Origin of the sequence: Maritalea mobilis (assembly GCF_019800885.1) — a bacterium.
In the GTDB taxonomy this organism is placed as follows: domain Bacteria; phylum Pseudomonadota; class Alphaproteobacteria; order Rhodobacterales; family Rhodobacteraceae; genus Roseibacterium; species Roseibacterium beibuensis.
Window position 1 is genome coordinate 186,015 of the sequence record NZ_JAHVKE010000001.1, and the last position, 19,434, is coordinate 205,448.

A 19,434-nucleotide genomic window follows, 5' to 3' on the forward strand; every position below is an offset into this window, starting at 1 on the left:
CCCTAGCGCAGCGTCTCGATCGGCCCCTCGGGGGCGCCGGTGATGAACTGGCGCAGGTACGGGTCCTCGGCGCTGTCCATCTCGGCCACGGGCCCGTGCCAGCGGATCTTGCCCGCATGCAGCATCGCGACCTTGTCGGCAATGGCGCGGACCGAGCTCATGTCATGGGTGATCGTGATGGTGGTCGCGCCCATCTCGGCCACGATCTCGCGGATCAGGTCGTTGATCACGCCCGCCATGATCGGATCGAGGCCGGTGGTCGGCTCGTCGAAAAAGATCACCTCCGGGTCGGCGGCGATGGCGCGGGCAAGGCCCACGCGTTTCTGCATGCCGCCCGAGAGTTCGGCCGGGTGCAGATCGGCCACGTCCGCCCCCAGCCCCACGCGCGCGAGCTTTTCGACCGCGATGGCACGCGCCTCGGCGCGCGGGCGGCGATCCGGTCCGCGCACCAGGCGAAAGGCCACGTTCTGCCAGACCGTCAGGCTGTCGAACAGCGCGCCGCCCTGGAACAACATGCCGAAGCGCGCGAGAAACGCCTCGCGCCCCTTGCCGGTCACGTCCTGCCCGTTCAGCGTGATGCTGCCGCCATCGGGCCGCACCAGCCCGAGGATGCATTTCAGCAGGACGGATTTACCCGTGCCCGAGCCGCCGATCACGACAAGGCTTTCGCCCTTGGGCACCTCCAGCGTGATGCCGCGCAGCACGGCCTTTGGGCCGAAGGATTTTTCAAGGTCGGTGATCGCGATCATGCCCGGAAGAACACCTCCGTCAGCAGGTAGTTCGCCCCGAGGATTAGGATCGAGGCCGAGACAACCGCCTTGGTCGTCGCCCGGCCCACGCCGCGCGCACCGCGCCCCGAGCCCATGCCGTGATAGCAGCCCATCACGGCCACGATGAACCCGAAGGCCGCGCCCTTGATCAGGCCCGAGATCACGTCCCACAACTCAAGGTAATCGGCGGTGTTGTCGAGATAGGTGGCCGCGTCGAACCCCAGCCGGGTGGTGCCGACGAGGAAGCCGCCGAAGATGCCGATGCTGTCGCCCACGGCCACAAGGACCGGCAGGGTCAGGGTGGCGGCCAGCACGCGCGGCACGGCGAGGTATTTTATCGGGTTCGTGCTGAGCGTGGTCAGCGCGTCGATCTGTTCGGTCACCTTCATCGTGCCGATTTCGGCCGCGATGGCCGCCGCGACCCGGCCCGCCACCATCAGCCCGCCAAGGACGGGGCCAAGCTCGCGCGTCATGCCGATGGCCACGATCGAGGGGACGACCGATTCCGCGTTGAAGCGCGAGCCGCCCGCGTAGATCTGGAGCGCCAGCGCCCCCCCGGTGAAGAGCGCCGTGAGGCCCACGACCGGCAGCGACAGCCAGCCGATATGCAGCAGTTGCTGGCCCAACTCGCGCAGATACCAGGGCGGGGTCAGGGCGTGGCGCAGGATCTGCAGAACGAAAAGGGTCAGCCGCCCGGTGCCCGCCAGAAGCGCCAGGGTCGCCCGGCCAAGCACGGCCAGCGGCGCGAGAAGGGCGAGGCCGCCCCCCATCAGGCCGCGCGGCCCGTGTAGCGGCCGCTATAGCGGGGCCCGAGCGAGGTCAGGATCTCGTAGCCGATGGTGCCAGCCGCCTCGGCCAGGTCGTCCACCGTCTGCGTCGGGCAAAGGATATCGAGCGCCTCGGGGATCTCGGGCAGGTCGGTCACGTCGACGGTCAGCAGGTCCATCGACACGCGGCCTGCCAGCGGGCAGGGTGTATCGCCCCAGAAAAGCCGGGCCTTGCCCGACATGGCGCGGATCAGCCCGTCGGCGTAACCGGCCGAGACCGTGGCGATCCGCGTCGGCCGCGTGGCGGTGAAGGTGCAGCCATAGCCGACATGCTCGCCCGGGGCGACCTCGCGCAGCTGGATTACGGGGAGCGACAGACGCACCACGGGGCTGGCCTCCGCAAAGGGCAGGCCGCCATAGAGGCCGATGCCGGGGCGGGTCAGGTCGAAGTGATACGCGGGGCCAAGCAGAATACCGCCCGTCGCCGAGAGGGAGCGGGGCACGGTGACGCCCGCCGTCATCTCGGTGAACTGGCGCAGTTGCTCGGTGTTATGCGGGTGGTCGGGCTCATCCGCGCAGGCGAGGTGGCTCATCACCAGGGTCAGGGGCCCGGCCTCGGCCTCGGCGCGCAGGGCGGCCCAGTCGGCGGGCTCCATCCCCAGCCGGTTCATCCCGCTATCCAGTTGGATGCCGTAAGGCGCATCGGGCAGCGCGGCGCGGTGGCGTGTCACTTGCGCTGCGTCGTTCAGCATGGGCGTCAGGCGGGCGTCGCGGATCGGGTCCGTGTCCGTCGCCATGTGGCCGGAAAAGACGTTGATCTCGGGGCCTTCGCCCAAGGCTTTGCGCAGGGTGGCGCCCTCCTCGGCGGTGGCGACGAAAAAGCGCCGCGCGCCGGCCCGTGCCAAGGCTTTGGCCGCGGGGGCCACGCCAAGGCCGTAGGCGTCGGCCTTGACCACCGCCGCCGTTTCGCAGCCGGTATGTGCATCGAGCGCGCGCCAGTTCGCGGCGAGCGCGTCGAGATCGATATGAAGCGTTCCCGTTCCCATTTTGCCTGTCTCGGACCTGCACGCGCCCGGGTCAAGGCGCATTGCGCCGCGCAGGCGCGACTTGGCGCACGACAAGGGGTCTTGACCCCCTTGCCGTGCCGGTGCGTGCCGCACCGTTGCATATTTGAAGGATAAAGATGGGGCGGGTCAGAAGCCGTCGCCGCTGCCCTGCTGCCAGGGTTTGACGAGGTTGCCGAAGCGCGTGTAGCGGCCGTCGAAGCTCAACTCGACCGACCCGACCGGGCCGTGGCGCTGCTTGCCGATGATGACCTCGGCCTTGCCATGGAGCTGCTCCATGTCCTGCTGCCACTTGGTCATGGCTTCGAGGTTCTCTTCGCCCGGCTTCTCGCGTTCCTTGTAGTACTCGCCCCGGTAGACGAACATCACCACGTCCGCGTCCTGTTCGATCGAGCCGGATTCACGCAGGTCGCTGAGCTGCGGGCGTTTGTCCTCGCGCTGTTCGACCTGGCGCGAGAGCTGCGAGAGCGCGATGACGGGAATGTTCAATTCCTTGGCGATGGCCTTGAGGCCCTGGGTGATCTCGGAAATCTCGTTCACGCGGTTGTCGCGGTTGTTGGCCGAGCCGCGCAGAAGCTGCAGGTAGTCGATCACCAGCAGGTCGAGCCCCTGGGGCGAGCGTTTCAGACGCCGCGCGCGGGCGGCGACCTGTCCGATGGGCAGGGCGGGCGTGTCGTCGATGTAAAGCGGACAACGTTCAAGTTCGCCCGCAGCCCTCAGATATCGTTGGAATTCTTCTTCGGTCAGGTCGCCCTTGCGGATCAGTTCCGAGGGGATCTCGGCCGCCTCGGACAGGATCCGCTGCGCCAACTGGGCCGAGGACATTTCGAGGCTGAAGAAGCCCACGACACCGCCCTCGATCGTGCCGTGACTGCCGTCTTCCTTCTGCCCCTGTTTCCACGCCTTGGCGACGTTATAGGCGATGTTGGTCGCCAACGAGGTTTTCCCCATCGAAGGACGTCCGGCGAGGATCAGGAGGTCGGATTCGTGCAAGCCGCCAAGCATCCGGTCGAGATCGGTCAGCCCGGTCGAGACCCCGGCCAACTGCCCCTGCCGGTTATGGGCGGCATTGGCCATTTGCACCGCGTCGTGCAGCGCGCGCAGGAAGGACTGGAAGCCGCGATTGGTCGTCCCCGAGGAGGCGAGTTTGAACAGATCGCTTTCGGCCTCGACGATCTGTTCATCGGGGCTGATGTCGTCGCGCATGGCGCGCGCGCGTTCCGAGATATTGGCGCCAAGCGCGATCAGCTCGCGCCGCACGGCAAGGTCGTGGATCAGTTGCGCATAGTCGCGCGCCGCCGAGGTCGCGATGGCCGCAAGCTGGAGCTTCACGAGGTATTCCGCGCCGCCAAGCTCTTTCAGGCCTACGATATCGGAGACGAAATTCTTGAGCGTGGTGGCGTCCGTGGCGAGGCCCTTGGCGATGCGGCCCGCCGCCATGGTGAAGATCTCGCGATGCACCGGATCGAAGAAATGCTCGGGCTTCACAAGGTCGTCGACGCGGTCGAGCACGTCATTGGCGCTCAGGATCGCACCCAGAAGCTGTTGCTCGGCCTCGATGTTATGCGGCAGCGGCGGCGTGTCGTTCCCTGCGCTGGCCTCGTCCTGACCGCCGGTCGGAACCGGTACCAATGTGGTCATGCCATTCCCCCTCTGATCGCCCGGTCTGCAAACGTGGCGATGTGAGCCACGGGTATAGACTCGCACGGTGCGGGCCGGTCAATCTGGATAAGCTGTGGGTAACTCAGGCTATCGCGCAACCCTTGGCGCGGCCACAACATAACGTGGCCATGCTCGTCACGAACCGCAATATATCGCTGTCAGGTGACACTGACGTGTCGGATTCGCCACGCCTTCCGCGATAAAAGCGCGTCCGGTCTCAGGTCAGCCCGCGCTCTGCGCGCCAGCCCTCGGGATCGGACAGGAATCGCTCCACATCGGACAGGGTGTCTTCGGTGAAATCCCCGCCACGGCGGGCCTCGGCGATGACATCGGCCCATGTGGTCAGCCAATGCAGCGTGACCCCGTGTTCGGCCAGCCGCGCCTCGGTTTCCGGGAAGATGCCGTAGTAGAAGATCACGGCGGTATGGGCGCATTCCGCGCCCGCTGTCCGGATCGCGTCCACGAATTTCAGCTTGGAGCCGCCATCGGTCGTCAGGTCCTCGACCAGCAGCACGCGCTCGCCCTCGCGCATCTCGCCCTCGATCTGGGCGGCGCGGCCGTAGCCCTTGGGCTTCTTGCGCACATAGGACATGGGCAGCGCCATGCGCTCGGCCACCAGCGCGGCGAATGGGATGCCCGCGGTTTCACCACCGGCGATATTGTCGAACGCCTCCAGCCCCGCGGCGCGCATGACCTTGCAGGTCAGGAAATCCATCAGCGTGGAGCGGATGCGCGGATAGGAGATGAGCTTGCGGCAGTCGATATAGGTGGGCGCCTGTTTGCCGCTGGCATGGGTAAAGAGCTCATCGGTGTTGAAATGCACCGCGCGGATATCGAGCAGCATGCGCGCGGCCATCTGCGCCATCTGCGCATCATCGGGGTAGGTGGTGGGGATCATGGCGGCCGTCCGGTTTGCGTATGTGAGAGAAAGGTGAAGGCTCAGGCGATCACGTGCCAGTGGAGCGGGTGGCCCGGGTCAAAGACGGTCACGGGGCCCGCGCCGGTTTCGATCTTGGCGGGGGTGTCCACCGGCGTGTCGCGTTTTTCCAGCGTCACGGTGCCCTTGTTCGGGGCAAGACCGTAGCGCACTGGCCCGAAAAGCGATGCGAAGCCTTCCAGCTTGTCGAGGGCGCCTTCCTCCTCGAACACATGGGCAAGGCAGGACAGCGTGTTGGTTGCCGTGAAGCACCCCGCGCAGCCGCAGGCCGATTCCTTGGCCGGGTCGGCATGGGGTGCGCTGTCGGTTCCCAGGAAAAAGCGCGGATTGCCCGAGGTCGCCGCCTTGCGTAGCGCCGCCTGGTGGGTCGAGCGCTTGGCCACGGGCAGGCAGTAGTAATGCGGTTTGATCCCGCCCACGAGGATGTGGTTGCGGTTGATCATCAAGTGATGCGTCGTGACCGTGCCCGCGATATCGCCATCCGCGCCCGCGACATAGTCGATGCCGTGACTGGTGGTGATGTGTTCCAGCGTCACCTTCAATTCGGGCACGCGTTGGCGCAGCGGTTCCAGCACGGTTTCGAGGAATACCTGCTCGCGGTCGAAGATATCCACCTCGGGCGTCGTCACCTCGCCATGGATGCAGAGCGGCAGGCCGATCTCGGCCATTTTCTCCAGCACGCCCATGACCTTGTCGAAATCGCGCACGCCAGAGGCGGAATTCGTGGTGGCCCCGGCCGGGTAGAGCTTGACCGCGTGCACCAGCCCCTCGGCATGGGCGGCGGCGACGTCGGCGGGGTCGGTCGCCTCGGTCAGGTAGAGCGTCATCAACGGCTCGAACGTCATGTCGCCCGGCAGCGCGGCCAGGATGCGGTCGCGATAGGCGCGGGCATCGTCGCCCGTGACCACCGGGGGCACCAGGTTGGGCATGATGATGGCGCGGCCGAAATGGCGGGCCGTTTCGGGCAGGACGCCTTCCATCATCGCGCCGTCGCGCAGATGGAGGTGCCAATCGTCGGGGCGGCGGATGGTCAGGCTTTGGGTCATGGCGATGCGCTACACCATGCGGGGCGGTCGTGCAAAGCGCGCGTGTCGCCACAGGGGGCGGGGGCGCAGGCCAGTTGCCTGATTCTTGGGCAATTGCGCGTATGGGTGGCGAATGACCCGATGCGGCGCTTGCCTTGCGCGAAGCGGCGGGCCTAGGCTCGGGCCCAAGATGTTCGATCTCGCCCAACCCGCCCCAGCCGCAGCCCCCCAGACGCGCCATCAGCGTGTGCATGGCCGTGCCATGGTCCGGCTGGGCACAGGCCCGCGCGCCGGGGTGAAGGACCTGGCGCAGGCCGGGTCGGCCAAGGCGATGCTTCCGCGCATGCATGGCCGCGCCCCCGAGGTCGTTTTCCTGAACACGGCGGGCGGGATCACCGGGGGCGATCGTCTGTCTTACACCCTGGAGATCGGGGCAGGGGCGACGGCCACCGGCACCACCCAGACAGCGGAACGGGCCTATCGCGCCAACGGCGGAGTCGGTCGGATCGACACGCATCTTGCGCTTGGCGCGGGCGCGGTGCTCGATTGGTTGCCGCAGGAACTGATCCTGTTCGAGGGCGCCGCGCTGGACCGCCGCCTGACCGTCGACATGGCCGAGGATGCCGAGCTTGTGCTGCTGGAGACCCTCGTTCTGGGGCGCGCGGCCATGGGCGAAACGCTGACACGGCTTCATCTGAGCGACCGGCGGCAGGTGAGGCGCGGCGGACGGCTGGATATGGTCGAAACGATCCGGCTGGGGGCCGATGATCTGGTGCGCCCGGGCTCTGCCGGTCTCGATGGCGCGACGACGCTTGCCACCCTGACCCTCATGGCGCGCGATGCGTCCGACCGGCTGGACCGCCTGCGCGCGGCCTTGCCGACGGATGGCCCCGTGCGCGCTGCCGCCTCGGCCTGGGAAGGGCGGCTGACGGCCCGTTTCATGGCCGCCCAGGCCTATCCCCTCCGCCGCGCGTTGGCCCGCGCGATCCCTGTTCTCACCAACCGGCCCCTGCCACGGGTCTGGCAGATCTGACGACGACGAAGGACGCAAGAACGCGATGAACCTCTCCCCCCGCGAGAAAGACAAGCTGCTGATCAGCCTGGCCGCCATGGTGGCGCGCAACCGCCTGTTGCGCGGCGTGAAGCTGAACCACCCCGAGGCCATCGCGCTGATTACCGATTTCGTGGTCGAAGGGGCCCGTGACGGGCGCTCGGTCGCCGACCTGATGGAGGCCGGGGCCCATGTCGTCACCGCCGATCAATGCATGGAGGGCGTGCCCGAGATGATCCATGACGTGCAGGTCGAGGCCACGTTTCCCGACGGCACCAAGCTGGTCACCGTCCACCATCCCATCCGCTGAGCGCGACACAGGGCAAAGGAGTTGAAACGATGTTCCGGACCCCGCGTCAGACCCCCGACTGCAGGAGAATGCCATGATCCCCGGTGAAGTGATGACCGCCCCCGGCGAGATCGAGTTGAACGCGGGCGCCGAGGCGCTGGTTCTGGAGGTCTCCAACACGGGCGACCGACCGGTGCAGGTCGGCAGCCACTACCATTTCGCGGAAACCAACAGCGCGCTGTCCTTCGACCGTGACGCGGCGCGGGGGATGCGCCTCGATATCGCCGCAGGCACCGCCGTGCGGTTCGAGCCGGGCCAGACCCGCGAGGTGCAGCTTGTTCCCTATGGCGGCGCGCGGGCCGTCTGGGGCTTCAACCAAAAGGTGCAGGGAGGGCTCTGATCACGGCGAGGCGGGACAGACGGCAAACCCGATCGGCGGCAAGACCGAACGGCAACAACCACAAAGGGAGAGACGTGTCATGTGCGATATTTGCGTGATGAACAAGGTGAAGGAGCGGATGCTGTCGCGCCGCAATTTCTTCAAGGGTGGCGCGGCCATGGCGGCCGGTGCTGCGGCGGCGGGCGGCCTTGTCGCGCCGAAACAGGCCTTTGCACAGGTCCCGCGCACGGTGATGGACATGACGCATGAGCTGTCCGAGGAGTTTCCGACCTTCGGCGGCGTGTCCGGCATCTCCTATGACAAGCAGTTCGATTTCGCCGAGAACGGGTACAACCTGTATGTCCTGACGGTGAACGAGCATACCGGCACCCATATCGACGCGCCGCTGCATTTTTCCGCCGATGGTCAATCGGTGGCCGAGATCCCGGTCGAAAACCTCGCCTGTCCGCTCTGCGTGATCGACATCCGCGCTCGCGCGGCCGAGGACCGCGATACGCAGGTCACGCCCGACGACCTGACCGCGTGGATTGCCACACATGGCGACATCCCCGACGGGGCCTGCGTGGCGATGAATTCGGGCTGGGCCGACAAGGTGGGCACCGAGGAATTCCGGGGCGCCGATGCCGCGCGCGGCGGATCGCTGCATTTTCCGGGGTTCCATATCGAGGCGACGCAGATGCTGCTGGAGGAAACCAACGCCGCCTGTATCGCGGTGGATACCCTGTCGCTCGATCACGGGCCCTCGGCCGATTTCGCCACCCATTACGCGTGGCTGCCGGCGGGGCGCTACGGCATCGAATGCCTTGCGGGCCTCGACAACATGCCGGCGGCGGGCGGCACATTGATGGTTGGCGCGCCCAAGGTGCGCGGCGGCACCGGTGGCCCGGCCCGGATCATGGGGCTGGCCTGACATGGGAACCGTCCCCCTGTTGAGTGATGAGGACCTGTCGCGCGAGGCGGCAGAGGTCTTCGCCGAGATCCGTGCCCTGAGGGGCACGGATTACGTCAACAATTTCTGGCGCGCGATGGCCCATGATCCGGCCCGCCTGCGCGAGATCTGGGACCGCCTGAAGGTGCTGATGGGCCCGGGCGAGTTGGACCCGCTGACGAAAGAGATGATCTATGTCGCCGTCTCGGTGGCGAATTCCTGCACCTATTGCACCCATTCCCACACCGCGCAGGCCAAGGCAAAGGGCATGACCGACGCGATGCATATGGAACTGCTGGCCGTGATCGGCACCGCGATGCAGACCAACGGTCTGGTCACCGCGATGCAGGTCGAGGTGGACGAGGTGTTCAAGGCGTGAGGATGGGTGGGCAACGCACCCAGGCGCGGAACCAAGCGCGTAGCGCGCCGCGCCATCGACGGGCCGCCCCCCGGCGCGTCGATTTGGTTGGGCTTGGTGCGCCGTTCGAGTGGCGTGCGGATTTGGCTGACATAAAGCGCAGTCGCTCGACCGTCGGATCGACGCACCGCGGCCCGTCGATGCCGCTCGGGGCGCAGCTTTGGGATCGGGTATCATTGAAAAAGCGCAATCAGCGCCAGCAGATCGACTTTTTTGATGAACGTGCAGGCAAGAATGCAAGACCCTACCACGACCGTTCGAGAATTTCGCGCCCTGAGCCTTTCACGTTCAAGTTGCAGCTCTTGCAGGTCCATGCCGAAGTCTCCTTTGAGAATACCTTCGACACCCCATCAATCACATATCGCGGAAAACTCTCATGCACGCACTTTTCGGTTTCTTTTGCGCGCCTGAAGTGTCTCGAGATTATTACCTGATTTCAGGAGCCTGACATGCCCACCCGTATCCCCCGCACGACCTATGCCGACATGTATGGCCCCACCACGGGTGACCGGGTGCGGCTGGCCGATACCGACCTGATCATCGAGGTCGAACGTGACCTGACCACTTACGGCGAAGAGGTGAAATTCGGCGGCGGCAAGGTCATCCGCGACGGCATGGGCCAAAGCCAGGTCACCCGCGCGGGCGGCGCGGTGGACACGGTCATCACCAACGCGCTGATCTTGGACCATACCGGCATCTACAAGGCCGATATCGGGCTGAAAGACGGGCGCATCGCCGCCATCGGCAAGGCGGGCAACCCCGACACCCAACCGAATGTCGACATCATCATCGGACCCGGCACCGAGGCCATCGCGGGCGAGGGGCGGATCGTCACCGCCGGCGGGTTTGACGCGCATATCCATTTCATCTGCCCGCAGCAGATCGACGACGCGATCCACTCGGGCGTCACCACGATGCTGGGCGGCGGCACCGGGCCGGCCCATGGCACGCTCGCCACCACCTGCACGCCGGGGCCGTGGCATATCGGGCGGATGCTGCAAAGCTTCGACGCCTTCCCGGTGAACCTCGGGCTGTCGTCCAAGGGCAACGCCTCGCGGCCCGAGGCGCTGGTCGAGATGGTGAACGCGGGCGCCTGCGCCATGAAACTGCACGAGGATTGGGGCACCACGCCCGGCGCCATCGATTGCTGCCTGTCGGTGGCCGATGACATGGACGTGCAGGTGATGATCCACACCGACACGTTGAACGAGTCGGGCTTCGTCGAGAACACGCTGGCCGCCATCGGCGACCGCACCATCCACGCCTTCCATACCGAGGGGGCAGGGGGCGGGCATGCGCCCGACATCATGAAGGTCGTGGGCTACGAGAATATCCTGCCGTCTTCGACCAACCCGACCATGCCCTACACAGTGAACACACTGGAAGAGCATCTCGACATGCTCATGGTCTGCCATCACCTCGACAAGGCGATCCCCGAGGACGTGGCCTTCGCGGAAAGCCGCATCCGCAAGGAGACCATCGCGGCCGAGGATATCCTGCACGACATGGGCGCGTTCAGCGTCATGGCGTCGGACAGCCAGGCCATGGGCCGGGTGGGTGAGGTCATCATCCGCACCTGGCAGACCGCCGACAAGATGAAGAAGCAGCGCGGCCGCCTGTCCGAGGAAACCGGCGACAACGACAATTTCCGCGTGAAGCGCTACGTCGCGAAATACACGATCAACCCGGCCATCGTGCATGGGATGAGCACGCAGATCGGCTCGATCGAGGTGGGCAAACGCGCGGATCTGGTGATGTGGACCCCGGCCTTTTTTGGCGTGAAGCCCGAAATGGTGCTGGTCGGCGGGTCCATTGCCGTCGCGCAGATGGGTGATCCGAACGCCTCGATCCCCACGCCGCAGCCGGTCTATTCGCGCGCCATGTTCGGCAGTTTCGGCCGCGCGGTCGAGCGGTCGTCCGTCATCTTCGTGAGCCAGGCCGCGCAAGCTGCCGGGATCGGTGACAGCCTGGGCCTGGCGAAAGAGACGGTCGCGGTGGAAGGCATTCGCAAAGTGCGCAAATCGGACCTGATCCACAATTCCGCCACGCCCAAGGTCGAGGTCGATCCCGAAACCTACGAGGTGCGCGCGGACGGAGAGCTTTTGACCTGCGAGCCCGCGCAATCCCTGCCCATGGCGCAACGCTATTTCATGTACTGAACGGTCACGGGCCAAAGTCGTGTGGTGACACTCGCCGGATGCGCTGGGCCTGCCCATGACAGCATGGGCGCAAACCTCGAAGGCTCCTGACCTCGCGCGCGGTCGTGAACTCCGATCCGCGCGCTGGGGTGTCGGAGCGCAGCGTGGCGTAATGTCGTTGGTCCGTATCGCCGCCATGACCCGAGGCTAGGTCAGCATTCCTGCCATACCGTGCGCGCATGGCGGGGTTGCCCAACCGTCGGTGGTCAGAAAAGGGGCAGATGCCTAGATTCCAAGCCATAGGGAGGAACAGACCCGTCACGCAAACGGAGTGTTCCAGATGGCTGATATCTCTTTCCAAACCGCGGGGCGCACCCCGTTTTCCCGCCTCTTCTCTGGCATCGGGCTTGGCTTGTCCATGTCGGCAGCCGCGCGGTCGCGCATGACCCAGATCGAGCGCCTGAACGCGATGAGCGATGATGACCTCGCCGCCCGTGGCCTGAGCCGCGACGCGATCCCGCGCTATGTCTTTCGCGATCTGATCGGGCTGTGAGGTGAACAGTTTCCACGCTGACCGTTAATGGGCCTGTGCCATTAACGCGTTCAAAGGGGGGCGGGGAAACCCATCCCCCTTTTTTTCGTCTTTTGACGAGATGCTTCCGCAGCGGTTTTTCCGCGGTGGCCGCACCTGACACAGCACGCGACCAGTCATGCCCCGAGCCAAACGCCGAAACGTCTTCCCGGCCCTCGGTGCCAGCTTCGCCCCCCTGGTTCGCAGAACGTGGTGCGATCGGGATTGCACGCGCCGATAACCCCCGTATCGTGTGCGGAAACCTGTTTCACGTCTGATCTGCGCAGCAAGGGGGCTCATGTCGCGACTGCCCGCCATTTCCACCGCTGCGGCCCTGCTGGCCGCTGTCGCAGCATCCCCGCTCCGGGCCGATTGCGCCACGGCGGCGGACCTCGCGGCGGGGATCCGGGTCGATTTCGATAATGGCGGCTTCTGGCTCATGCGCGCGACGGACGCCCCAGATACGCTGATCGCCTTCTTCACGTGGGAGCTTGGGACCCCCGGCCAATCGGTCGAAATGGGGCGCGGCATTTACCCCCTGCGCCTGCAAAACGATGGGTCTGACGAGGTGATCGCGTTCACCTATGATCCGTCCTATGCCACTGCGCCGCCGCCCGCGCCGGGTGTGGTGTGGGAGGTGATGGAAACCGACGGCACGCGCCCGCCGGAGTTCAGCCGGTATGAATGGCGCGCGGCGGCCCCGCTTGTCCTTGGCGAGTGCAGCTATGACCTGCTGCAGTTGTACCAGTCCCAGACGCTGTCGGGACAGCGGCTTGAGACCGATTTCATCTATTTCACCGCGCTGGGCTTCGCGGTGATGCTGGAACAGCGGCTGGACGGCAGAGTCCTCGCCGCGCTGACACCGACGGCTGTGGAGGTTATGGAATGAGTGATCCAAGGGCAGGGCGCGTGCGCCGCGCAGGAGACTGGAGCGGAGAGGCCGCAGGCCGCCTCGTGCTGGATTACGAGGCGCGGTTCCTGCGCCGCAAGCGGCTGCACACCGAGGCGGGCGGGCATCTCATGGTCGACCTGCCCGAGACCCTGTCCCTCGACGCGGGCGATGCGCTGGAGGCTGAAGATGGCGCGCTGTTCGAGGTGGTCGCTGCACCCGAGCCGCTTCTGAAGATCACCGGCGACCTGGCGCGTTTGGCCTGGCATATCGGCAACCGCCACACGCCCTGCCAGGTTGCGGGCGATCACCTGCTGATCCGCGACGATCACGTGTTGAAGGACATGCTGGCCCGTCTCGGCGCCGGGGTGGAACCTGTCACCGCGCCCTTCACACCCGAAGGCGGGGCCTATGGCCATGGCCGCACCCATGGCCACGATCACGGCCATTCCCACGATCATCACCATGATCATGACCACGACCATGGTCATGCGCATAGCCACGACCATGCCCACTGACCGCTGCCCATGAGCCTGTTCAATTCCGGTCGCAGCCATGACAGCCCGCAACAGGCGCGCCTCTATGCCGCCTACGAAATCGCCTATACGGGCGTCGATTTCACCGCCGCGGCGCTGTTTGTCATCGGCTCGGTCATGTTCTTTTCCGAGGCATGGCAGATCCCCGGCACATGGTGCTTCCTGATCGGGTCGCTCTTCTTCGCGGCAAAGCCCACCATCCGCCTGGCGCGTGAGGTGCATTATGCACGGCTCGGCAAAGTCGAGACGCTGGCCGAGCGCCTCAAGGAGCCGGGTGATGACTGAGACCGATCTGCTGAGCCTGACGCAATGGTTGTCGCCGGCCTTTCCGGTGTCGGCCTATGCCTATTCCCACGGGCTTGAGGCCGAGATCACGCATGGCCGGGTTCATGACGGTGAAACGGCGCGGGACTGGATCGCGACGGTGATCGAGGTCGGGGCAGGGCGCAATGATGCGCTGATCCTGCTGGCCGTTCTGTCCGGGCGCGATGCGGACGAGATGGCCGATCTGGCCCGCGCCCTCGCCGGGTCCGCCGAACGCTGGGAAGAAACCCGCGCCATGGGCGCCGCCTTCGCGGAGACGGTGGCCGCCATGCGCGGCGGGAATGGCGTGGCGCGGCCTTACCCGGTTGCCGTTGGTATGGCCGCACGCGCTCTGAACGTGCCGCACGAGGTAGTCGCCGCGCTCTATCTGCAAGCCTTGGCGGCCAGCCTGGTGTCGGTCGCCGTGCGGTTCGTGCCGCTCGGGCAGGCCGAGGGGCAGCGGATACAGGCCGCGCTTCAGCCGCGGATCGCGGCGCTGGCGGGCGATTTGGCCAGGCTCGATGCGATGGCGGTCGAAGACCATCTCGGCGCGGCGGCCTTCGGCGCGGACTTGGCCACGATGGAACATGAAGGGCTGGAGGTGCGGATCTTCCGGACATGAGCCGGAAACCGCGACAGCAAGCGACAAGAAGGACAGGATGAGGCAATGAGCAAAAGCGTGAACGGCCCGCTTCGGGTGGGCATCGGCGGCCCGGTCGGGGCCGGCAAGACGACCCTGACCGAAAAACTTTGCCGGGCGATGGCGCGCGACTACTCGGTCGCGGTCATCACCAACGACATCTACACCAGCGAAGACGCGGAGTTCCTGTTGCGCGCGCAGGCGCTTCCCGCAGAACGCATCAAGGGGGTGGAAACCGGCGGCTGCCCGCATACCGCGATCCGCGAAGATGCCTCGATCAACCTCGCCGCCGTGGCGGAGTTTCGCGAGAAGATCCCCGATCTCGACGTCATCCTGATCGAATCCGGCGGCGACAACCTGGCCGCGACCTTCTCGCCCGAACTGGCGGACCTGACGCTTTACGTCATCGACACCGCCGCCGGGCAGGACATCCCGCGCAAGAAGGGGCCGGGCGTCACCCGTTCGGACCTGCTGATCGTGAACAAGGTCGATCTGGCCCCTTACGTGGGCGTCGATGCCGACCTGTTGCAACGCGATGCGGCGGCGGCCCGCGGCGAACGGCCCTTCGTGATGGCGAGCCTTCGGGACGGGCGTGGCGTCGATGAGGTCGTCGAGTTTATCCGCGACGCGGGCGGTCTTTAGGCCGTCGCCGCGTCCTTGATCGGCTCACCGGTCAGTGACAGAAGGGTGCGAAACCGCTGCTCTCCCGTGGCGTCCAGCGCGTAGCGGGCAATGGTAGCGGCGCGGCGGGTTTGTCCGGCATTCAGCGCGGCTTCCGCCAGGCGCATCAGGTAGGACCCGTTGCGGCGCTTCGAGGGACGCAGGATTTCGCGCACCCGCGCGGCGTCGAGACGGTTGTTTCCAAGGGCGCGGAACATCGGCGGGGCCAGGTCATCCTCGTGGATCATGGTTTCCAGCGTCGAGCCGCAATGCGGCAGGTCAACACGCACCACGTTCGACCCCGAGAAGCGCGCGAAATTTTCCGGCGCGCCCGCTTCTTTCGAGTCGAACAGGATCGTTGCCGCGTCCGAGCCTGACAGGAGCGAGGACGCATCCGCAAAGCGTGTGTTGGCGCCCGTGCCTTGGTCAACACGCACCGCCGGGCGGCTGGCGATCACGCGCGCCCCGGGTGCTGCGGACGAGTAGCAGCAGGCCGCGTGCCCACAGACCGGGCCAAGGCCGAGGAAGAAGACCCGTTTGAATGTGTCGAAAACGCCATTGTCGAGCAGGGTTTCGAACATCACGTAAAGATCGTCGTCGCGAAACCGCGTGTCGCCCATCGACAGGATCGACAGGAAGGACCATTCGCGCCGCACGACCATTTCGAACCCCGCCGGCATCCCGTCCCGGGTTTCGGCGTAGACCCGCTCGGCCCGGTCGAAGCTCACCAGCAGCGTCTCGCTTTCCTCGACGAACAGGGCCATGTGATCGGCGCCCACCCGTTCGAAAAATCCGTGCCCGGAGCCCACGTCGCTCAAATGCTTCAGCCACGCAGCGCGGGTCCTGCCGTGTGAGGGGAGGTCGGCCTCGTTGGTGTCCTGCAATCGGGTCATGTCATCCTGAGTATCTGCTCGCCGGGCCGTCTTCCAGCCCGTTGCATCCGTTCTGAGGGGCGATTGACGCAAACCTGTGGAGGGCATTTGACAAATTCTGGGCAGACCGTGGCGACTGACGCCCGTTTGGGAAACACAGTGTTCACGCAAGGCATCCGGCCCGCCGCTCTGGGGGTTGACCCGCGCGGGGGCGACAGCCTTGATGGGCGCCACGGCCGGAAGGGGAGGATGATCCGACATGTTGCCATCCAGTATCGACGAGGTGCAGGAGGTTCTGGGCCAGCAGGGTTATGTCTGTGGTCGATCGCTGGCGACCGTGGTCTTCCTGGGCCTGACCCTTGGACGCCCTTTGTTCCTCGAAGGGGAGGCAGGCACCGGCAAGACCGAGATTGCCAAGGCTATCGCCGCCGCCCTTGGACGCCGCCTGATCCGCCTGCAATGCTACGAGGGGCTGGATGCCGCGAGTGCCGTTTACGAATGGAACTTCGCCGCGCAAATGGTCGCGATCCGCTCGGCCGAGGCCGAGGGCAATGCCGACAAGGACGTGCTGCGCGAGGAACTTTTCAGTGCCGATTACCTGATCGAACGCCCGCTTTTGCAGGCCATGCGGCCCGACCCGGCGGGGGCGCCCGTCCTGCTGATCGACGAGCTGGACCGCACCGATGAACCGTTCGAGGCCTTTCTGCTGGAGGCTCTCTCGGATTTCCAGGTGACCATCCCCGAATTGGGCACGATCAAGGCGCCCGAGCCGCCCATCGTCATCCTGACCTCGAACCGCACGCGCGAAGTGCATGACGCGCTGAAGCGCCGCTGCCTCTATCACTGGGTGGATTACCCCGATATCGAGCGCGAACTGGCGATCCTCGCCGCGCGCGTGCCCGAAGCCTCCGAGGCGTTGTCGCGGCAGGTCGTGGGCTTCGTGCAGCGCCTGCGCACCGAGGACCTGTTCAAGCGCCCCGGGGTCGCCGAGACCATCGACTGGGCGAAATGCCTGCTGGCGCTGGACGTGATCGAACTCAGCCCCGAGGTCATCGCCGACACGCTGGGCGCGATCCTGAAATACCAGGACGATATCCAGAAACTGCAAGGCTCCGAGGCCAAGCGTTTGCTCGACGATCTCGCCGCCGAGGCCGGACCGGCCTGACCGGGACCGTGCGGCGTTCAACCCATGCGGGTTTTCTTTGACAGGGGCGTGATCTGGTTGGTTAACTCAACGTAATCAATCCGATCAGGGAGTCTGCCCCATGCGTTTTCTCATTCGTATCGCCGCCGCCGTCGTGCTGGCGCTTGGCGCCATCGGCGTCTCGGCCAACGCGGCCAGCGCGCAAGGCTGCCCCAGCTACAACAACCCCACGGTGTTCGGGTCGCATACGCTCAACGCAGGCTTCCTGCCCGATCCGTATTTTCGCAACCTGACCGCTGGCGGGCGGGTCAGCCTGTCCAACTGCTCGGGTGGTCAGTGGCCCGGCTGGGTGGTGACGCGGCCCGATTTCCGGTTGTTCTACAACAGAAATCCCAATACTGGCGGGTCCTCGCCGACGGGGCAGTTGTCCTTCGTGCTCGAGGCGCGGTCGAACGTCGATACCGTCCTGCTGATCAACGCCCCCGACGGGTCGTGGCACTACAATGACGATTACCCCGGGCGTGGCTTCAACTCGGCCATCACCTTTTTCCAGCCGCTGACCGGGCAGTATGACATCTGGACCGGCAGCTACCAGCGCTCGTCGAACAACCCTGCCGTGCTGTTCGTCACGGAATACGCCATCAACTGACGCGACACGCTCAGATGGCCCCCCGCCCTTGACGCAGAGGGCGGGGGGCTTTCTTTTTCATTCATGGTCGAACTTGCCCCCCTCGAATTGCCCGAGCGCCCGCAACTGGTGCGCAACATCACGCATTTCGCGCGGGCGCTGCGCAACGCCGGCCTGCCCGCAGGGCCGGGTCGGGTGGCCGACGCCATCCGCGCGGTCGAAGCGGCAGGTTTCACCGATCGGGCCGATTTCTATTACACGCTTCAGGCCTGTTTCACCTCGCGCCCCGAGCATCGGCACGCTTTCGACCAGCTCTTTCGCCTCTACTGGCGCGACCCGCGGTTCCTCGAACACATGATGTCGCTGATGCTGCCAGCCGTGCGCGGCGTGGCCGAGGAACGCACCGCGAAACCCGCCGAGAAACGCGCCGCCGAGGCCCTTTTGCACGGCGTGGCGCAGGAGGCCCCCGAGATCGACCAGCCCGAGGACCAGGGCACCGAGATCGAGGTGGACGCCACCCTGACCATGAGCCGCGAGGAACGGCTGAAAACCCTCGATTTCGAGCAGATGTCGTTGTCGGAAATGGCCGAGGCGAAGCGCATGCTCGCCCGTATGACGTTGGCCGTGAAACCCTTGAAGAGCCGCCGGACCGAGGCCTCGCACCATGGCCGCCGCCCCGATTGGCGCGCAACCATGCGCGGGGCGCTGCGCCGGGGGGGCGAGGTCGTGGATTTCAACACCAAGCATCCCCGCACCCGATGGCCCGCGCTGGTCTGTCTATGCGATATCTCCGGCTCCATGTCCTCTTACTCGCGGGCGGTGCTGCACTTCCTGCACGCGGTCGCCAACCAGAAGGGCGCGGGCTGGGCCAAGGTGCACGCTTTCACCTTCGGCACGCGGTTGACGAACATCACCCGCCACCTTGCGCAGCGCGATGTCGATGCGGCGCTGGCCGCCGCCGGAGCCGAAGCGCAGGATTGGGAGGGCGGCACGCGGATCGGGTCCTGCCTCGAAGACTTCAACCGCGACTGGTCGCGCCGGGTTCTGGGGCAGGGCGCGGTCGTGCTGCTGATCACCGACGGGCTGGACCGGGATGAGCCCGAACGGTTGGCCGCCGCGATGGAGCGGTTGCACCTGTCCTCGCGCCGCCTGATCTGGGTAAATCCGCTGCTGCGCTGGGACGGGTTCGCGCCCAAGGCCGCCGGCATCCGCGCCATGCTGCCCCATGTCGACAGTTTCCGCGCGGGTCACAACATCGCGGCGCTGTCCGGCCTGGCCGAGGCGGTCTGCCGCCCCGACGACACCGGCGAAAAGGCCCGGTTGATGAAGCTGCTAGCCGACTGAGCGCCGTCAATCGATGCAGATCTCGACCCGCTCGCCGCGCTCGTCCAGCATGCTGACGCAACCGAAGACGGGAGAGACGGCAGCGCATTCCCCAAGGTTCGTTTCCGGGTTCACAAGGCACATCCCCTCGCAATCCGTTGACCGCGTGCAGGCCTGCCCCCCATCCGAAAGATCGTAGCGGCAGGCCCAGGGCATCAACCCGCCCGAGCCGATATAGCCGCCCGACGCTTCGCACTGCGCGATCTCCTGCTCGGTGGGTGGGGCGAAAGGGTCGACTTCGTCCGACGCGCTGGTGTCTTGGCACGCGCCAAGGGCGAGGCAGATCAGGACGGGTGAAAGACGGCGAAACCACATGGAGAATACGTATCACATTCGCGCGTGAAAGCATCTGGCGGAAA

At 66.0% G+C, this 19,434-nt stretch carries 24 protein-coding genes; 16 read left to right on the forward strand and 8 right to left on the reverse strand.

What is annotated here, in order from left to right:
• Positions 1 to 2: 2 nt before the first annotated feature.
• The 6 genes from KUV65_RS00945 to pyrC all read right to left on the reverse strand — a co-directional run bounded on the left by KUV65_RS00945 (position 3) and on the right by pyrC (position 6,246).
• Entirely contained in the window at positions 3 to 749 is a 747-nt protein-coding gene (locus tag KUV65_RS00945) for an ABC transporter ATP-binding protein (RefSeq protein WP_222186995.1), read from the reverse strand.
• Positions 746 to 1,540, reverse strand: a complete 795-nt coding sequence (locus KUV65_RS00950) for an MlaE family ABC transporter permease (protein ID WP_222186996.1) — start codon at positions 1,538 to 1,540, stop codon at positions 746 to 748. Before KUV65_RS00950 ends, KUV65_RS00945 begins: the two co-directional genes overlap by 4 nt.
• Positions 1,540 to 2,583, reverse strand: a complete 1,044-nt coding sequence (gene alr, locus KUV65_RS00955) for an alanine racemase (RefSeq protein WP_222186997.1) — start codon at positions 2,581 to 2,583, stop codon at positions 1,540 to 1,542. Before alr ends, KUV65_RS00950 begins: the two co-directional genes overlap by 1 nt.
• A 147-nt stretch (positions 2,584 to 2,730) precedes the next feature.
• Positions 2,731 to 4,242 carry a replicative DNA helicase gene (locus KUV65_RS00960; RefSeq protein WP_222186998.1) on the reverse strand — a complete coding sequence of 504 codons (1,512 nt, stop codon included), beginning with the start codon at positions 4,240 to 4,242 and terminating at the stop codon, positions 2,731 to 2,733.
• Positions 4,243 to 4,480: 238 nt separating this feature from the next.
• A complete protein-coding gene (locus KUV65_RS00965; protein ID WP_222186999.1) occupies positions 4,481 to 5,161 on the reverse strand; it encodes an orotate phosphoribosyltransferase in 681 nt (226 codons plus the stop codon).
• A 41-nt stretch (positions 5,162 to 5,202) separates the two neighbouring features.
• A complete protein-coding gene (gene pyrC / locus KUV65_RS00970; RefSeq protein WP_222187000.1) occupies positions 5,203 to 6,246 on the reverse strand; it encodes a dihydroorotase in 1,044 nt (347 codons plus the stop codon).
• A gap of 169 nt (positions 6,247 to 6,415) precedes the next feature.
• On the opposite strand from pyrC, the gene KUV65_RS00975 reads away from it, so the two are divergent.
• From KUV65_RS00975 to ureG, 13 genes are all read left to right on the forward strand, one after another.
• Positions 6,416 to 7,258 (forward strand): urease accessory protein UreD, encoded by an 843-nt coding sequence (locus KUV65_RS00975; RefSeq protein ID WP_222187001.1) that lies wholly within the window; start codon positions 6,416 to 6,418, stop codon positions 7,256 to 7,258.
• A 25-nt stretch (positions 7,259 to 7,283) separates the two neighbouring features.
• A complete protein-coding gene (locus KUV65_RS00980; protein ID WP_222187002.1) occupies positions 7,284 to 7,586 on the forward strand; it encodes an urease subunit gamma in 303 nt (100 codons plus the stop codon).
• Between the two features lie 73 nt (positions 7,587 to 7,659).
• A complete protein-coding gene (locus KUV65_RS00985) occupies positions 7,660 to 7,965 on the forward strand; it encodes an urease subunit beta (protein ID WP_222187003.1) in 306 nt (101 codons plus the stop codon).
• Between the two features lie 79 nt (positions 7,966 to 8,044).
• Complete coding sequence (locus KUV65_RS00990; protein ID WP_222187004.1) at positions 8,045 to 8,875, forward strand: cyclase family protein; 831 nt, start codon at positions 8,045 to 8,047, stop codon at positions 8,873 to 8,875.
• A 1-nt stretch (position 8,876) separates the two neighbouring features.
• A complete protein-coding gene (locus KUV65_RS00995) occupies positions 8,877 to 9,272 on the forward strand; it encodes a carboxymuconolactone decarboxylase family protein (protein WP_222187005.1) in 396 nt (131 codons plus the stop codon).
• Positions 9,273 to 9,274: 2 nt separating this feature from the next.
• Positions 9,275 to 9,745 carry a hypothetical protein gene (locus tag KUV65_RS01000; RefSeq protein ID WP_222187006.1) on the forward strand — a complete coding sequence of 157 codons (471 nt, stop codon included), beginning with the start codon at positions 9,275 to 9,277 and terminating at the stop codon, positions 9,743 to 9,745.
• A 15-nt stretch (positions 9,746 to 9,760) separates the two neighbouring features.
• Complete coding sequence (gene ureC / locus KUV65_RS01005) at positions 9,761 to 11,470, forward strand: urease subunit alpha (protein ID WP_222187007.1); 1,710 nt, start codon at positions 9,761 to 9,763, stop codon at positions 11,468 to 11,470.
• 319 nt (positions 11,471 to 11,789) lie between these two features.
• Positions 11,790 to 12,002 carry a hypothetical protein gene (locus tag KUV65_RS01010; RefSeq protein WP_222187008.1) on the forward strand — a complete coding sequence of 71 codons (213 nt, stop codon included), beginning with the start codon at positions 11,790 to 11,792 and terminating at the stop codon, positions 12,000 to 12,002.
• Between the two features lie 316 nt (positions 12,003 to 12,318).
• Entirely contained in the window at positions 12,319 to 12,909 is a 591-nt protein-coding gene (locus KUV65_RS01015; RefSeq protein WP_222187009.1) for a hypothetical protein, read from the forward strand.
• Positions 12,906 to 13,427, forward strand: coding sequence for an urease accessory protein UreE (gene ureE / locus KUV65_RS01020; RefSeq protein ID WP_222187010.1), 522 nt, complete (start codon positions 12,906 to 12,908; stop codon positions 13,425 to 13,427). The genes KUV65_RS01015 and ureE overlap by 4 nt, the downstream gene beginning before the upstream one ends.
• 9 nt (positions 13,428 to 13,436) lie before the next feature.
• The gene (locus KUV65_RS01025) at positions 13,437 to 13,730 is read left to right on the forward strand and encodes a YrhK family protein (protein ID WP_222187011.1); all 294 of its coding nucleotides are present in this window, start codon (positions 13,437 to 13,439) and stop codon (positions 13,728 to 13,730) included.
• The gene (locus KUV65_RS01030; RefSeq protein ID WP_222187012.1) at positions 13,723 to 14,370 is read left to right on the forward strand and encodes an urease accessory protein UreF; all 648 of its coding nucleotides are present in this window, start codon (positions 13,723 to 13,725) and stop codon (positions 14,368 to 14,370) included. Before KUV65_RS01025 ends, KUV65_RS01030 begins: the two co-directional genes overlap by 8 nt.
• A gap of 45 nt (positions 14,371 to 14,415) precedes the next feature.
• Positions 14,416 to 15,030: an urease accessory protein UreG gene (gene ureG / locus KUV65_RS01035; RefSeq protein WP_222187013.1), complete on the forward strand. Its 615-nt coding sequence runs from the start codon at positions 14,416 to 14,418 to the stop codon at positions 15,028 to 15,030.
• On the opposite strand, the gene KUV65_RS01040 is transcribed toward ureG, so the two are convergent.
• Positions 15,027 to 15,941, reverse strand: a complete 915-nt coding sequence (locus KUV65_RS01040; RefSeq protein WP_222187014.1) for a hypothetical protein — start codon at positions 15,939 to 15,941, stop codon at positions 15,027 to 15,029. The genes ureG and KUV65_RS01040 overlap by 4 nt on opposite strands.
• A 238-nt stretch (positions 15,942 to 16,179) precedes the next feature.
• Between KUV65_RS01040 and KUV65_RS01045 the strand changes: the two genes are divergently transcribed.
• The 3 genes from KUV65_RS01045 (at position 16,180) to KUV65_RS01055 (ending at position 19,036) form a co-directional block, all read left to right on the forward strand.
• A complete protein-coding gene (locus KUV65_RS01045; RefSeq protein WP_222187015.1) occupies positions 16,180 to 17,085 on the forward strand; it encodes an AAA family ATPase in 906 nt (301 codons plus the stop codon).
• 100 nt (positions 17,086 to 17,185) lie between these two features.
• Positions 17,186 to 17,713: a hypothetical protein gene (locus tag KUV65_RS01050; protein WP_222187016.1), complete on the forward strand. Its 528-nt coding sequence runs from the start codon at positions 17,186 to 17,188 to the stop codon at positions 17,711 to 17,713.
• A gap of 63 nt (positions 17,714 to 17,776) precedes the next feature.
• Entirely contained in the window at positions 17,777 to 19,036 is a 1,260-nt protein-coding gene (locus KUV65_RS01055) for a vWA domain-containing protein (RefSeq protein WP_222187017.1), read from the forward strand.
• 6 nt (positions 19,037 to 19,042) lie between these two features.
• Here KUV65_RS01055 and KUV65_RS01060 read toward each other — a convergent pair whose 3' ends face one another.
• Positions 19,043 to 19,390 (reverse strand): hypothetical protein, encoded by a 348-nt coding sequence (locus KUV65_RS01060; protein ID WP_222187018.1) that lies wholly within the window; start codon positions 19,388 to 19,390, stop codon positions 19,043 to 19,045.
• Positions 19,391 to 19,434: the final 44 nt, after the last annotated feature.